Raw genomic sequence first — 14,619 nt, forward strand, 5'->3', positions numbered from 1 at the left:
GGCGGGCCCCTACGGAAGGTCCGTTGGACTGCCGGTGTCCTCCCACATCACGTCCAGGTTGCGGAACACCGGTGGCCCATCGCAGAGGGCCGCCATCCGTGCGGCGAACTCGGAGGTCTCAGGCCGCGCGGAGTTCTCCATGGCCGAGTCGTAGGAATCGAACTCGACGAGGGTGAGATACGTTCCGGGACGGTCGCGGTCCGCTGTGGCAAGGATCCGGCGGAAGGTGGGTGGGGTGCTTCCCTCCGTCCTGGACGGCCGGCCCAGCGCTTCGATTTCCTCGATGCGGGAGGTCTGGAATTCGATGATCTGCACGAACCTGGCCATGACGGCTCCTCGACGGCGGCGGATGCTGATGCGCTTCACGCTAGACCCCGCGCCGTGGCAGAACAAGAGCCAGTTTAAGAGGCAGTAAAGGCGCCTGTTCAGGAGGTTGTTCGGCAGTCCAATCAGGGCCGGGCGGTCTCCCGGAGGGACCGCGCACGGTTCGGCCCTTGTGCTTCCGCTGTCCCTGCCCTTGTATTGATCGCCAAGGGCACCAGCGCGAACCGCACCCATCTGGCCGCCGCAGCGCTGGCAGCCTCCTGAAAGGAATTGACATGACGTACACGCTCCCCGCCAACATCGCGGACCGGCCCATTACCGTTGTTGGCGGCGGAACCCTGGGCCGGCGCATCGCCTTGATGCTTTCGCTCCAGGGCGCCGAAGTGCGTGTCTACGACACAAGCCTCGCGGTAGCCAAAGCCGCGCTCGAGTACGTCGCCACCCAGCGCCACCGCGCCGTGGAAGAGCTCGGGGGCAGCCCGGCGGTCCGGCTCGCGGCGAGCGACAATCTCGCGGACGCCCTGCGGGATTCGTGGCTCGTGGTCGAGTCGGTGCCTGACAAACTGGGCCTCAAGCAGGCCATCTTCGCTGAGCTTGACCAGCTGGCAGCCCCGGATGCCGTGCTGGCCAGCAACTCTTCCTCGTTCGCTTCCTCCGAATTCATCGGCGGCGTGAACAGCCCGGAGCGTGTCCTGAACATGCACTTTTACCTGCCGCCGGAAGTGCGTTCGGTGGAGTTGATGTCCAGCGGCCACACCGACCCCGGGATCATCGACCTGCTCCTGGCCGAGCTGCCCAAGTACGCGCTGGTCCCGCATCGGGTGCGCAAGCAGAGTGCCGGCTTCATCTTCAACAGAATCTGGGCAGCCATCAAGCGCGAATCGCTTCTGGTCGTCGCCGAGGGCGTGGCGGAGCCGCGGGACGTGGACGCCATGTTCGCTGACCTCTTCAAATCCGAGATCACCCCTTTCCGCTTTATGGACGAGGTGGGCCTGGACGCGGTCCTGGACATCGAGAACCACTACTGCGAGCTGGCCGGGGTTGAGAACAAATCGGCCCCCATGCTGGAGGAATACATCGCCAAGGGCTGGCTCGGGGTCAAGAGCGGCCGCGGCTTCTACAACTACGCCTGAGCCCCTGGCCCGGACACACCCGGGCGACTGAGCTGTCGGGTTCAGATCCCTAACGAAATTCCGCCGTCCAGCCCCGCCCGGGTTCTGCAGTGTTCGCCGGCCAGTCTCGTCTGGTCCGCATCCCGCCACCCACCCGGGTAGCCGCCCATGCCCCGAATAGTCCACCCGGTCAGGTGGTTGCGGGCCACTCCGGCTGCTGAGCCACACTGAGACCAGTCCTCAATGTGGCTTGGATCACAGTCACAAGTTGAGGAATACGCCGCTGGTGTCACCGCGCCTCAACATACAAAGGAGTATCAATGGAACGGCTCATTAACATCGACAACGGTGGGACGCTGACCGATATTTGTGTCTGGGACGGTGAGAATTTTTCGTTCACGAAGACCCTCACGACGCCCTTTGACCTCTCCCAGTGTCTCTTCGACGGAATGGCCAAAGCCTCCAAGGAAATCTTCGGCGAAGAGGATCTCCCCGGACTGCTGCACTCAACCCGTCACATCCGGTACTCCACCACCCAGGGAACTAATGCCCTCGTGGAGCGCAAGGGTCCCCGGATCGGCATCCTCACAGACAGCACCACGCTGGCCGGCGAGCTCCGCAACGGCGGGGCGGCAGCTGAGCTGTTCGAAGACCTCGTCGGCACCCGCGTGGCAGTCATCAACGCTGAACAGGACGTGGAGGAGCTCTCCCAGGACATCGTCAAGCATGTCAACCGGCTGACGACGGACGGCGCCGCACGGCTTGTCATCGCCATGGCGGACCGCAACAAGGAGAAGGCCGTCAAAGGCGTTCTGCTCCGGAAGTTCCCCCGCCACCTGCTGGGCTCGGTCCCCATGTTGTTCTCCTGGGAATTCACGCCCGACGCCGTCCAGGCCCGCCGGGTGTGGTCCGGAATCATCAACTCCTTCCTGCATCCCACCATGGAGCGGTTCCTCTACAACACCGAGCACCGGCTGCGGGACCACAAGGTCAAGAACCCGCTCCTCATCTACCGCAACGACGGAGCCTCGTCACGGGTGGCCAAGTCCGTCGCGTTGAAGACCTACTCTTCCGGCCCCCGCGGCGGGCTGGAAGGAACCAAGGCGCTCTCGGAGGCGTATGGACTCGCGCACGTTCTGATGATCGACGTCGGCGGCACCACCACGGACGTCGGCTCGGTCAAGAACTCGACCATCTCGACGGATCGCAGAGGCTCCATTCAGGGAGTTCCGGTGTCATTCGAGATGAGTAACGTCCACTCCAGCGGCGTGGGAGGCAGTTCGGTCATCGCCGTTCGCGACGGCGTCATTACAGTCGGCCCCGAGAGCGTTGGAGCGGCACCAGGTCCTGCTTGTTTTGGTTTTGGGGGCAAGCAGGCCACTATCACGGATGTAAATCTGCTTCTCGGCGTGCTCGATCCGGACACCTACCTCGATGGAGGTTTCAGTCTTGACGCGGAACGCTCCCGCGCAGTGATCACCGAAGTCATCGCAGAACCTTTGGGGATCACCCTGAATGACGCCCTGATCCGGATGGAGGCCGCCTACTTCGAACGCATGTCGCAATCCTTTGCCGCCGACGTTGAGGACGGGGACGCCACCACGGTTGCTGCGTTCGGAGGTGCCGGACCGATGAGCGCCTGTGGCGCGGCGCGGATCGCAGGTGTTCGCCGTGTCCTGGTGCCCAAGATGGCCGCGGTCTTCTCGGCCTTCGGAATCGGCTTTTCTGACATTGCGCAGACTTATGAGGCGAATGTCGCGGGAATGGACGCGGACAACTTCGGCGCAACCAAGGCGATGCTGCTGGCCCGGGCAACGCGGGACATGTTCCAGGAGGGCCACGAAATTGCCGACTGCCGGCTCGAATGGAACGTGGTGCTGGAAGACGCTGACGGCCAGCTCGTGTCCGAGTTGCCGTACCTGGCTTCGGACCCGCAGCCGGGCAGCAGCGAACACAACACCATGCTGACCCTGACCGCCCGGTACGAACTGCCGCACGCATCGATCCGGCGGGCCGAATCAGTGGCGAAGACGCCCGCCGTCGCCGCCTCCACCCGAAAGGTCCGCTCCGCCGTGGACAAGGTGGACGAGGTGCAGGTCTTCGAACTGGACAGCCAAGCGCCCGGGGCATCGGCGTCGGGCCCCGCAATCGTCGAAGGCCCCTACTTCACGGCCCGTGTGCCGCATGGCTGGGTCTTCGATGTGACGGTCTCCGGTGACCTCATGCTCACAGACACCATCCAGAACTGACCCCACACAACCAGCCAGAAAACAGGTGAGACACGCTATGCGAATTCCAATGACGGAATATCTGATCATCGACCTCGAAACCGAGCGGTGGAACTGCAAGGTATGCAACCAGGACCTCGGCGAGGCCAGGGGCAACTACAAGGAGGGGACGCTGGTCTACGACCGGGACCCCACGGAAATCCACCAGTCGATCCTGGACCCGGAGAAGTACGAATTCACGTTCGCTCCGGACCCCACCTTCTGCCGGATCCTCGAGTTCTACTGCCCGGGTTGCGGAACACAGCTGGAAACGGAGTACGTCCCGCCGGGACACCCGCCGACGGTGGACATGCTGTGGGACATCGACTCACTCCGCGAAACATGGAACAAGCGGGGCACCAAGCCTGAGGTCGCCATCAACTACGGCCCCGGCGAAGAGGCGGTTGCCGATTTCACCCCGGCCCTCGGCTCATACAACACACACAACCATTCCCCCCATTCGTTCAGCTAGTACTTGGAATAAAGGAGACCACTGGTCATGAAACGAATCTCCGTCGACATCGGCGGCACATTTACCGACTGCTTTTTTGCCTGGGAAGACCAGTACGTTGAAGCAAAGGCGCTCACAACGCACCACAACCTGGCCCAAGGCTTCAACGAAGCACTCGATCTCGCCTGCTCACGCGCCGGACTGGACCGGGCCCTCGTCCTGAAGGAAGTCGATTCCGTCCGCTACGCCACCACCCTCGGAACCAACGCCCTGATCGAAGGCAAAGGCCCCCGTGTGGGTGCCCTGGTCACGCACGGCTTCGAGGACACCATCCCGCTTTCCCGCGGCCGTGGCTACGGCGAAGGTCTGGACCCTTCCAAACAGCAGAACATGCCTGATGCCACCCGCCCTGATCCGCTGGTGCCGCGCGCCATGATCCGGTCGGTGAAGGAGCGAATCAACTCGGCCGGCAATGTCGTCGTTTCGCTGATGGAAGACGATGTCCGCACCCAGGTGCGCGAACTCGTGGACGCCGGGGCGGAAGCGATCGTGGTCTCCCTGGTCAACTCCACCGAAAACCCGGTCCATGAGCAGCAGATCCTGGAGATCATCCTGGACGAGTACCCGGCCCACGAGCTCGGGGCCATCCCCGTCCTGCTGGGAAGCCAGGTGTCGGGCCGCAAAGGCGAGTATGTCCGGGCGACGTCGACGATCGTGGACGCGTTCCTGCACGAGATCATGTTCCACGCGCTGGGGCAGCTGTCCAACAACCTGCGGTCGTCCGGCTACGACAAGCCCATGCTTGTTATCCACAACTCGGGCGGTATGGCGCAGTCCAACTCGACGGATGCCCTGCAGACCATCCACTCCGGACCTATCGCCGGCGTGGGCGCTGCCCAGCACCTGGCGCACAGCACCGGCTTGGGAAACGTGATTTCGACGGATATGGGCGGCACGTCCTTCGACATCGGCCTGGTCCCGGAAGGCGGAGTCAAGCACTACGACTTCCAGCCGACCATCGGCCGCTGGCTGGTGTCGGTTCCCATGATCCACCTGTTGACGCTGGGTGCGGGAGGCGGTTCGATCGCCAGTTATGACCGCATCCACCACGCGGTCCAGATCGGGCCGGAATCAGCAGGCTCGGATCCGGGCCCCGCATGCTACGACCGCGGCGGCCTCCGGCCCACAGTCACGGACGCTGACCTGGTCCTGGGGTACCTGGATCCGGACAACTACGCCAATGGCTACATCAAGCTGAACAAGAAGCGTTCCGTCTACGCGATCGACGAGGTCCTCGCTGATGACCTGAACATGGATACCATCCAGGTCGCCAAGATCATCAAGAATGCGGTCGACGAGCAGATGGCGATCGGAATGGCAAAGGAGTTGCGGGTCCGGGGATACCTTCCGGAAGACTTCACCATGCTGGCCTATGGCGGCAACGGCCCCCTGCACGCCTGCGGCATTGCCGATCACGCCGGCATCCGCAGGATCCTCGCGCCGCCCTTTTCCTCGGTGTTCTCGGCCTGCGGCGCCGGCAACATGAAACCCCTCCACATCCATGAGCGCGGCTCCCATGTGGTGCTGTACAACCCCACGGACCGCAGCCTCTACCGAAGCTACGACGAGCTGAACAGTGTCATCCAGGAACTGGAAGCCAAGGGCAAGGAGGACCTGATCCGTCAGGGCTACGACGCCGCCGACATCCGCTACAGCCTCGAAATGGACATGCGCTACGGCAATCAGCTGGTGACCACGGCCGTCGTTTTCGACATCAACCGTGTGAACGGCGTCGCCGACGTGCTGCACCTGATCCGGACGTTCTCGGATATCTATGGCAGGCGCTACGGTTCCGGCAGCCAGGCTCCAGAGGCCGGCATCCGGGCCCAGACCGTGCGGGTGTCCTCCTATGTGGACGGGGACGTGGTCAAGTTCGATTCGATCGACTCCGGACATGACAGGACCATGCCCAGCCCGGTCGGGACCCGGCAGGTCCACTTCGTGAAGATCGACGGAGCTGTGGATACCCCGGTGTACGACGCCGAGGCCCTCCACCACCAACACGTCATCCACGGCCCGGCCATCGTCACCACGGAAAACACCACCTACCTGGTTGAACCCGGCTGGCGCCTGGAACCGACATCCCAGGGAGCCGTGTGGTTCCTCAAAGACTGATCCCGTGCCGCACGGATCCCATCCAGACCTTCCAGCTAATCCCATTGAAGGAGCTCGACAGCAATGACGCTTACAGCAAATGAAAACAGCACCACCGGCAGAGCCGGAGATACAGCCGGAGACGCTTCGCAGCCGCTGACTGCCCAGGAGCAGCAGTGGGTGGACCAGTTCATGGACGAAACGACCCTCTTCCTCGGCCCGGACCCGGCCATCATGCGAAGCCACCAGATCACTTCGCGCTCCGCCTACGAGGACGAGTGCATCTCCAAGGGCGTGGACCCCATCAAAGTGGACCGCATCCGCAAGCGCCTCGCCGGTGCCCTGGATGAGGGCTACGAAATGTGCGAGGCCATGGGTGCCGCTCCCGGTGCCAAATGGGGGGACCTGACGACGGCGATCTACACCGCCGAAGGGGACGTCACCTACCTGTCCTGCCACGGTGTGATCGCGTTCTCGGCGATCCTGCATCACCCGATCCGCTACATCATGAAGTACTGGAAGGACGAGCCGACGGTGGGGATCAACCCCGGCGATGGATTCATCCACAACGATGCCCGGTACGGAAACGTCCACAACACGGACCAGTCCATGATCATGCCGATCTTCCGCGAGGGAAAGATCATCGCCTGGGTGGCCGCGACCATTCACGAAGGCGAGAACGGAGCCTGCGAGCCCGGCGGAATGCCCTCTGGCTCCGAGACCCCGTTCGACGACGGACTCCGGATGTCCCCGTTCAAGATCGTTGAGAAGGGCGATCTGCGCCGGGACCTGCTGACATTCCTGCAGCACTCCGTTCGCGACCCCAAGCTGCAACTGGCTGACCTCAAGGTCAAGATCGGTGCCGTCCAGCGCATCCAGGAACGCGTCGACAGCATCATCGACGAAGTGGGCGTGGAGACCTTCGTCGCCGCCCTGCGGGTCACCGTTGAAGACGTGGAGCAGGAAGTCAAGCGCCGCATCAGTGAACTGCCGGACGGGACCGTGTCCTTCAACCAGTTCATGGATTCCACGCTCAAGGAGAACATCCTGATCAAGTTCGCCTGCAAGGTGACGGTCAAGGGTGACAAAATGACGGTGGACCTGAGGGGGACGGGTCCCGAAATCCTCAACCGGGCCATCAACTCCCCGCTGTGCTCGGTCAAGTCGATGATGATGCAGGCGATCCTGGCGTTCTGGTGGCCTGACCTGCCCCGCTGCACTTCGGCGATGTCGCCCATCGACATCATCTCGGACGAACACACGTGGGCCGACGCTGGTTACGATGCGCCCATGGGGCAATCGCTGCAGGCGTCGTTCCGTGGATTCTCAGCCCTGCAGACCGCCTTTGCCAAGATGCAGTTCTCCAACCCGGAGAAGTTCTCCAATGTCCTGGCTCCGTGGTTCAACCAGATCAACACCTTCCTGTGGGGAGGGCTGACCCAGCACGGCGACCAGGTAGGAAACCTGTGTGCCGACCTCAACGGCATGGGCGGCGGTGCCAAGGCATTCCGCGACGGTGAAGACGCCGTCTCACCGTTGTTCTGTGCCATGGCCGACACTGCTGAACAGGAAGTCATGGAAGAGGAAGTTCCTTTTATGCAGCTGGTCAGCAAGCGGATCGTCCGTGACAACCAGGGCTTCGGCAAGAACAGCGGCGGCATGGGCTACGAGATGATCGTTGCCGCCGAGGGAACGCCGATGTGGGGATTCATGACCGTTACCTCGGGATCCAAGTTCTCGTCCGTCACCGGAATGTTCGGCGGCTACGGCTGCAGCACGACGCCGCTGGCCATGGTCAAGGGCATCAACATCTACGACGTCATCCGCAAGGATTCCAGCAAGTTCGATTTGTCCATGGAACGGATCATGAACGAGCAGCCCTACGAGGGCGGTAAATACACCACTTCCCATATGGGGCTGCAGTTCGACGTCGCCAAGGACGGCGAGATGTACATGATCGCCCAGGGCTCCGGCGGCGGGTACGGCGACGTCCTGGAACGGGATCCGGAAGCGGTGGCCAAGGACCTGGAGCTCGGCCGTATTTCGCGGAAGGTCGCTACCAGCATCTATGGCGTCGTCTGGGACCCCGAGACGTTCGTGGTGGACCAGGAGGCAACCACCCAGTTGCGCCACGACTCACGGCAGGCCCGGATCGCCCGCGGCAAGCCGTACAAGGAGTTCCTTGAGGGCTACGTGAAAGCCGAGCCCCCGAAGGACCTGCTCTACTACGGGTCATGGGGCGACGATACGGAGGAGCTGACCGCCACCCACTTCACCAACAACGGGCCGGAACGGGTCAAAGCGACCATCGACAAGCTGCCGCTGATCATGCTTCCGGACCGCAGGGAAGTCAAGATCAGCGCGCTGGAGGACCGAATCCGCGAGCTCGAACTCAAGCACGGGGAAGTAGTCCACCGCAAGTCCTAGCCCGCTACGGCTCATCCCGCTCCGGGACGCAGCAACTCAAGAAGCCTTCAGCGCCGCATCCTCCCACTCCCGGACAGTGCGGCGCTGAAGGCCTCTATCAGCTAAAAGTTTGGAGAAAGACGTCATGCCCACTTCCACTGCCACCACCCTCGTCAACGTTGTTGCCTCCCCTCCGTCGGGGCGGCCGAAAGCAGTGGTACTCGACCACCACGAGTACGCAGCTTCCGTGATCCTGCGGGGCCGGCCCGTCCCCTGGGACAACGCCACCGCCTACGCGGCTTTCTTCGCCCAGGCCCAGGGGCTGCTCCGCCCGGACGTGGCGCTCCTGGACCTGCACCGGCTGTACGGCCATTTGACCGCCGGCAACAGCGCGCTCGAGACCGCCATGGCGGCCAGGGCCCGGACAGGTTTCGCGCTGAAGACTTTGCTGGCTGAGGATGACCTCAACCGGGCGGTGCTGGACTTCGTTACCGTGTTCGCCAAGACAGCCCGCCAGCCTGTGGTGCTGCGATTCCCGTCGCCGATGGCCTGGCTCACGGGAACGCACCATTTCTCCGGCGCGGACGACGCCAGCGACCTCGACGCCGACAATGCCGAGAACGCCTCCATGTACGTCAGCGACTGGCTGCGGGCGTTCGCGGGGCTGCCCATCGCAGGACTCTTACTGGACAACCGGACTCCGGCCGGCGCCTCCAGCGGCGTGCACGTGCCGCTGGAGGCCTACACCCCGATTGCCAATCTGGCCGGCAACTACCGTTGGACGCTGGGGCAGCTCGACGACGACCAGGCTCGCCTGCAGGGCGACGCTGCGGTTGGCGTCTATATTCCTGCAGGGTTCTGGCTGGAGCCGGACGTGGAACTCCCCGCCGGGGACTTCTACCTGGGCGAGATCCCCAGCGCCGCTTCGCCGGAGGCCGTCCTAGCCAGGCTGGAAACCCTGGGGTAACTGCCCCTGGTCACTTCGACGGCAGCAGGTGCCGGCGTCGGGCCTCTCTCACACAGGCCCTTCGATCACTGACGCCGAGAGTGTTGAACAGGCTCTTGAGGTACCACTTGACTGTGTCGATGCCCAGATGCAGCTCCTGGGCGATCTCGCGGTTCGACCGTTCCTTCTCGACCAGGCGCAGGATCATTTGTTCGCGTTGTGACAAGCCCGGCTCCGGAACGGACGGGGTGCCGGGGCCGGTGGTGGGAGTGACCGCCTCTGCAGACCACCCGGCATCGCGGTTGGTCCTGGCCTGGGCATCGAGCCGGATGAGGACACTGAGGAAGCGCGGTAACTCGTGGCTGGCCCCCTCCGGGGCGGGCTCGCGCCGTAGCCTGGCCGAAATCGCGCGCACCAGCTCGAGGCAGCCCGGCCCGCCATCGAGCACGGGCCGGACCAGGCCCAGCCGGGAACACGTCTCCAGGGCCGGCCACAGCGTCGTTTCGGCTTCCGCGCGGTTCCCCGCCTGTTCAAGCGCGGCTGCCAGCAGGATACGGGCGTTAAGTTCCGCCCTCGGCCCCAAATAGGCTGCTGCCCGGGGGAGCAAGCGGCGGGCGCCTTCCACTGTGTCCGGTTTGCCGGGGGAGTCCGTGCCCTCCTGCCCGGAGCCAGCAATGGCGGACCGCAACAGCGTGGCCAGCTGGATCTGGTGCTTGGTCTCGGCCAGCCCTTCCAGCCGCGGTCCGGTGCTGTCCGCCGCTTCCTGGGCAGCTGCCGCTCCCAGTACGTCACCCTGGGGTTCGGCGTGGATGGCCCGGGGACTGATTCCCAACTGCACGCGTTCCAGATTCATGACCAGTTTGAGCCGGTCCAGGCCGAGGCTGTCGGCCACCAGATCGCCTTCGTCGAGTATTTCCCGGGCCCGCGGGGTGTCCCCCCGGAGAGCTTTGATTCTTGCCAGCGTGGCGTACGTGGACAACATGAAGTCCACCACCCCGCCTTCGGAACCCAGCTCGCGGGTTTCTTCCAGTAACTTCTCGGCCTTGTCGAGTTCGCCGCGTTCATAAAGGAGCTGGCCCATCATCGCTCCGGCCAGCCGCGCCGCATGCGAGTACCGCCCCGCCTTACTCCGGCCGAGTTCCACCGCCGCCGTGAAATGCTGGTCCACGCTGTCCAGATCGAGCAGGGCGTAGGCGGCAAGCCCCGCGAAACACTGCCCGTACACGCCACTGAAGGGCCCCGAAGTGAGGCCGTGAAACTTCGCGGCCCAGCGCTGTTGTTCCAAAGCGAGAGGGTACTCGCCGTCGTGGATCTTCTTAAACGTTGAGACGTTCGCCGCCACTGAGACGATCCAGGGCCGGAGCAGATCCGCCTGGGCGAAGCATTTTTCGTCCAGTTCCTCCACGTGATTCACTCTGTCGCTGTACATGTCGATGCAGCTCTGAACAACGAGCCCTTCGACGCCCAGTTCAAAGCGGTCGTGTTCGGTCAGGGTCGCATCCGCGGGCATCACGGCTTCGGCCCGGTCCAGGGCACTTTGCGCCGCTGAAGATTGGTGGAGCAGTGTATGGGCCCACGCTATCGCCGTCTGGAGCCGGGCCTGCCCGGCCACATGGTCAGCCGGGATCTTGCCGACGAGAGCCAACAGGGTCGACATGCTGGAGTGTTCCACCAGCCACATTGCGCGGAATTCCACGATTTCCACCGCAAGCTCAACGTCCCCGGCGGCGAGGGCATGGTCCACGGCGTCGCTGGGGAATCCGTTTTCCGAATACCAGCGGGCAGCGGTCAGGTTCAGTTCTTTGGTCCGGCCCGGGTAATCGCGCTCCAGGCGGCGGCGCAGGTAATCCTCAAACAGGTGGTGATAGCGGTACCACGTGCCGTCCTCGTCAAGGGGCTGCAGGAAAAGATCCTGTGCCTGGGTCTTCTCCAGCATGGCCTGGCCCAGTTCCACGCCCGAGAGGGCGGACGCCAGTCCCGCGCACAGCCGTTCCGGAACCGACGTCATCAGGAGGAAATCCAGCGTTTCGGGATCGAGGGTGTCGAGGACGTTTTCGGCCAGATATTCCCCAATGGAGGCGTGCCGGCCCGAGAGCCGTTCGATCAGCTCTGAAGCCTCCCGGTGGTCCCTGAGGGACAAGGAGACCAGCTGCAGCGCAGCGATCCAGCCCTCGGTCGTCCGGTGGAGGCTGGCCAGGTCTCCCGCGTCCAGATCGAGCCGGTTGATGCCGACGAGGAAGTCCTGGGATTCCGTTTCATCGAACCTCAGCGCGACGGCGTCCACCTCGAGTAGCTGGTCCCGCACCATAAGCCGGCCCAGCGGCAGGCCCGAGCGGTTGCGGCTGGTGATGATGAAGGACAGATGGGAGCCGCCGGCATCCAGCAGCCGTTCGACGACGGCCCTGGTTCTGGGCTCCGTGACCAGGTGCCAGTCATCCAGGGTGATGACGATGTCCTGGCCGCCCTCGTCGATGGCGTTGATCAGGGCGGGGACCACGTACTGTTCGGCGTCGGCGGGCCGCTCCTCCAGCAACTGCTGTAGTTCCTCCTCGAACCCCGGCCTGGCTTTGCGGATTGCCTGGAGCAGGTGGGAAAGGAACCAGATGGTGTTGTTGTCGTCCCGGTCCAAGGACAACCAGACGGTGACGAGGCCCTGGGACGCGAGGCTTTCCATCCATTGGGCAGCAAGGGTCGATTTGCCGAAACCGGCCGGGGCGTGGATCAACGCAAGCCGCCGTTTCCGGTCCGAGTGGAGCATATCGGTCAGCCGCGTGCGGTGGACCCACTGGCCAACCGGCTCGGGCGCGCGGAACTTGCTTGATGCACTGGGTGGTCCCGTCGGCATCCGCCACCTCCTTGTGGTCCGGCCGTCGCCGGAAAATGCATGTGGCCCGCTGAAATCCTATGGGAATCGCGGCATCAAAGACAGTGGTGACCATTGCCCGCTCCTCCGTGCGGCCTCCCTCCCTCGATGGCCCGCACCACTGCCAGCGCGGGGTCAGGGACGGTCCGTTCCCGATGCGTCAATGGACCGTACCTGACCCCGCGTTGGTCCTGCTAGAGGGCTTCGAGGACGCTGACGTAGTTGGCGATGCCAACGCCGCCCATGTTCTGCACGGCAGCGCGGCGGGCCGTGGGCAGCTGCATGCCGCCGGCGGTGCCGGTGAGCTGCATCGCGGCGATGACGTGCTGCGAGACGCCGGTGGCGCCCACGGGGTGGCCCTTGGCCTTGAGTCCGCCGGAGACGTTGATGGGCAGCTTGCCGTCCTTGAAGACCCAGCCTTCCTCGACAGCACGGGCGCCCTGCCCCGGTTCGGTCAGTCCCATGGCCTCGTACATCAGCAGCTCGGCGATGGTGAAGCAGTCGTGCACCTCGGCGAAGTCGAGGCTCTCGAGCCCGACGCCGGCCATCCCCAGGGCGCGCTGCCAGGAGACCCGTGTCGCGTTGAAGGCCGTGGGGTCGCGGCGCTCGGTGGGGAAGAAATCATTCGCGTGCCCGAAACCGGCGAGCCGGACCGGGGCTGTGGCCCCGCCGGTGGGGGCAAGGCTCAGCACAACGGCGGCGGCGCCGTCGGACACGGGCGAGCAGTCGGTGCGGCGCAGCGGGTCGGCGACCATCGGGTTTTTGTCCGAGACGGTGCGGCAGAACTCCTCGCCGAGGTCCTTGCGGAGCTGGGCGTAGGGGTTGTCGACGCCGTTGCGGTGGTTCTTCGCGGCGATGGTGCCCAGCACGTCCGATACCGGTCCGTAGCGCTTCTCGTAGTGCTTGGCGACCTCGGCAAAGAGCCCGGTGAAGCCGGTGCTGGAAGCCGTGCCGGCCATGTCGTAGTCGGCGCCGAGCAGTGCCGCCCCGACGACGTCGGCCCCGGCGTGCGTCATCTTTTCGGCGCCGATCACCAGAACGGTCTTCGCGGTTCCGGCCAGCAGCGACTTGGTGCCCTGCTGGAAGGCGGCCGATCCGGAGGCGCAGGCGTTCTCGACCCGGGTGGAGGGGACGTTGGCCAGTTGCTCCGAGACCTGCAGGGCCAGCGAGGACGGGAACGCCAGCGGCATCATGCCGGAGTTGAACTGGCCGAGGTAGATTTCGTCGATCTGGCCCGGCTCGATCCCGGCGTTGCCGATGGCCTCCGTGGCGACCTGGACGATCAGGGATTCGAGGGTCTCGTCCGTGAGTTTGCCAAAGCGGCTGTGGCCCCAGCCGGTCAGCAGGATGTCTTTGCCGAACTGTTCGCGCAGGCTCATGCTGTGGCTCCTTCAAGGGTGGGTGTTGCGTCGAGGGATGGTGCGATGTCGAAGTGGGCTTCGGTTTTCCCGCGGAGTTCCTCCACGGTGACGCCCGGGGCGAGCCGGGTCAGCGTGAGCTGCCGGCCGCCGCCTGCAACTTGTTCATTCTTCACAAGGTCAAACACCGCAAGGTCGCTGATAATGCGGTCCACGCAGCTCAGCCCGGTGAGGGGGAGGGTGCATTCCTTGACGATCTTGGCGGTGCCGTCCTTGGCGTTGTGCTCGGTGAGGACCACCACGCGCGGGGTGCCGGCGACGAGGTCCATGGCGCCGCCCATGCCCTTCACCATCTTGCCAGGGATGGTCCAGTTGGCGAGGTCGCCGTCGCCGGAGACCTGCATGGCGCCGAGGATGGCGACCTTGACGTGCCCGCCGCGGATCATGCCGAAGGAGGCGGCGGAGTCGAAGATGCTGCCGCCGGGCAGGACCGTGACAGTCTGCTTGCCGGCGTTGATGAGGTCCGCGTCCTCCTCGCCCTCGTAGGGGAAGGGCCCCATGCCGAGCAGGCCGTTCTCGCTCTGCAGCACGACGCGGACGCCCTCGCGCAGGTTGTTGGCGACCAGCGTGGGGATGCCGATGCCGAGGTTGACGTAGTCGCCGTCGTTGAGTTCTTCGGCCGCGATGGCAGCCATTTCATTCCGGGTCCAAGCCATGATGATTCTCCTGAAGAAAGTA

Annotated in this window: 10 protein-coding genes; 6 read left to right on the top strand and 4 right to left on the bottom strand. The window is 64.3% G+C overall.

Going from position 1 to position 14,619, the window contains the following annotated elements; all coding sequences use genetic code 11:
- Nucleotides 1-9 precede the first annotated feature (9 nt).
- Nucleotides 10-327 (bottom strand): NIPSNAP family protein, encoded by a 318-nt coding sequence (locus tag AC50YC_RS10045; protein WP_494953394.1) that lies wholly within the window; start codon nt 325-327, stop codon nt 10-12.
- A gap of 272 nt (nt 328-599) precedes the next feature.
- Between AC50YC_RS10045 and AC50YC_RS10050 the strand changes: the two genes are divergently transcribed.
- The 6 genes from AC50YC_RS10050 to AC50YC_RS10075 all read left to right on the top strand — a co-directional run bounded on the left by AC50YC_RS10050 (nt 600) and on the right by AC50YC_RS10075 (nt 9,681).
- Nucleotides 600-1,457, top strand: coding sequence for a 3-hydroxyacyl-CoA dehydrogenase family protein (locus AC50YC_RS10050; RefSeq protein ID WP_494953395.1), 858 nt, complete (start codon nt 600-602; stop codon nt 1,455-1,457).
- 299 nt (nt 1,458-1,756) lie between these two features.
- Nucleotides 1,757-3,685, top strand: coding sequence for a hydantoinase/oxoprolinase family protein (locus AC50YC_RS10055; RefSeq protein WP_494953396.1), 1,929 nt, complete (start codon nt 1,757-1,759; stop codon nt 3,683-3,685).
- A 37-nt stretch (nt 3,686-3,722) separates the two neighbouring features.
- Entirely contained in the window at nt 3,723-4,175 is a 453-nt protein-coding gene (locus tag AC50YC_RS10060; protein WP_494953397.1) for an acetone carboxylase subunit gamma, read from the top strand.
- A 27-nt stretch (nt 4,176-4,202) separates the two neighbouring features.
- Nucleotides 4,203-6,329, top strand: coding sequence for a hydantoinase/oxoprolinase family protein (locus AC50YC_RS10065; protein WP_494953398.1), 2,127 nt, complete (start codon nt 4,203-4,205; stop codon nt 6,327-6,329).
- Between the two features lie 63 nt (nt 6,330-6,392).
- Complete coding sequence (locus AC50YC_RS10070) at nt 6,393-8,735, top strand: hydantoinase B/oxoprolinase family protein (RefSeq protein WP_494953399.1); 2,343 nt, start codon at nt 6,393-6,395, stop codon at nt 8,733-8,735.
- Nucleotides 8,736-8,859: 124 nt separating this feature from the next.
- On the top strand, nt 8,860-9,681 hold the full coding sequence (locus AC50YC_RS10075; RefSeq protein ID WP_494953400.1) for a hypothetical protein: 822 nt from the start codon (nt 8,860-8,862) through the stop codon (nt 9,679-9,681).
- A 10-nt stretch (nt 9,682-9,691) separates the two neighbouring features.
- On the opposite strand, the gene AC50YC_RS10080 is transcribed toward AC50YC_RS10075, so the two are convergent.
- The 3 genes from AC50YC_RS10080 to AC50YC_RS10090 form a co-directional block, all read right to left on the bottom strand.
- Nucleotides 9,692-12,505 (bottom strand): winged helix-turn-helix domain-containing protein, encoded by a 2,814-nt coding sequence (locus AC50YC_RS10080; RefSeq protein ID WP_494953401.1) that lies wholly within the window; start codon nt 12,503-12,505, stop codon nt 9,692-9,694.
- Nucleotides 12,506-12,717: 212 nt separating this feature from the next.
- Nucleotides 12,718-13,902: an acetyl-CoA acetyltransferase gene (locus tag AC50YC_RS10085; RefSeq protein ID WP_494953402.1), complete on the bottom strand. Its 1,185-nt coding sequence runs from the start codon at nt 13,900-13,902 to the stop codon at nt 12,718-12,720.
- Nucleotides 13,899-14,597, bottom strand: coding sequence for a CoA transferase subunit B (locus AC50YC_RS10090; RefSeq protein ID WP_494953403.1), 699 nt, complete (start codon nt 14,595-14,597; stop codon nt 13,899-13,901). Before AC50YC_RS10090 ends, AC50YC_RS10085 begins: the two co-directional genes overlap by 4 nt.
- Nucleotides 14,598-14,619 lie beyond the last annotated feature (22 nt).

The organism is Pseudarthrobacter sp. MDT1-56 (assembly GCF_059383555.1).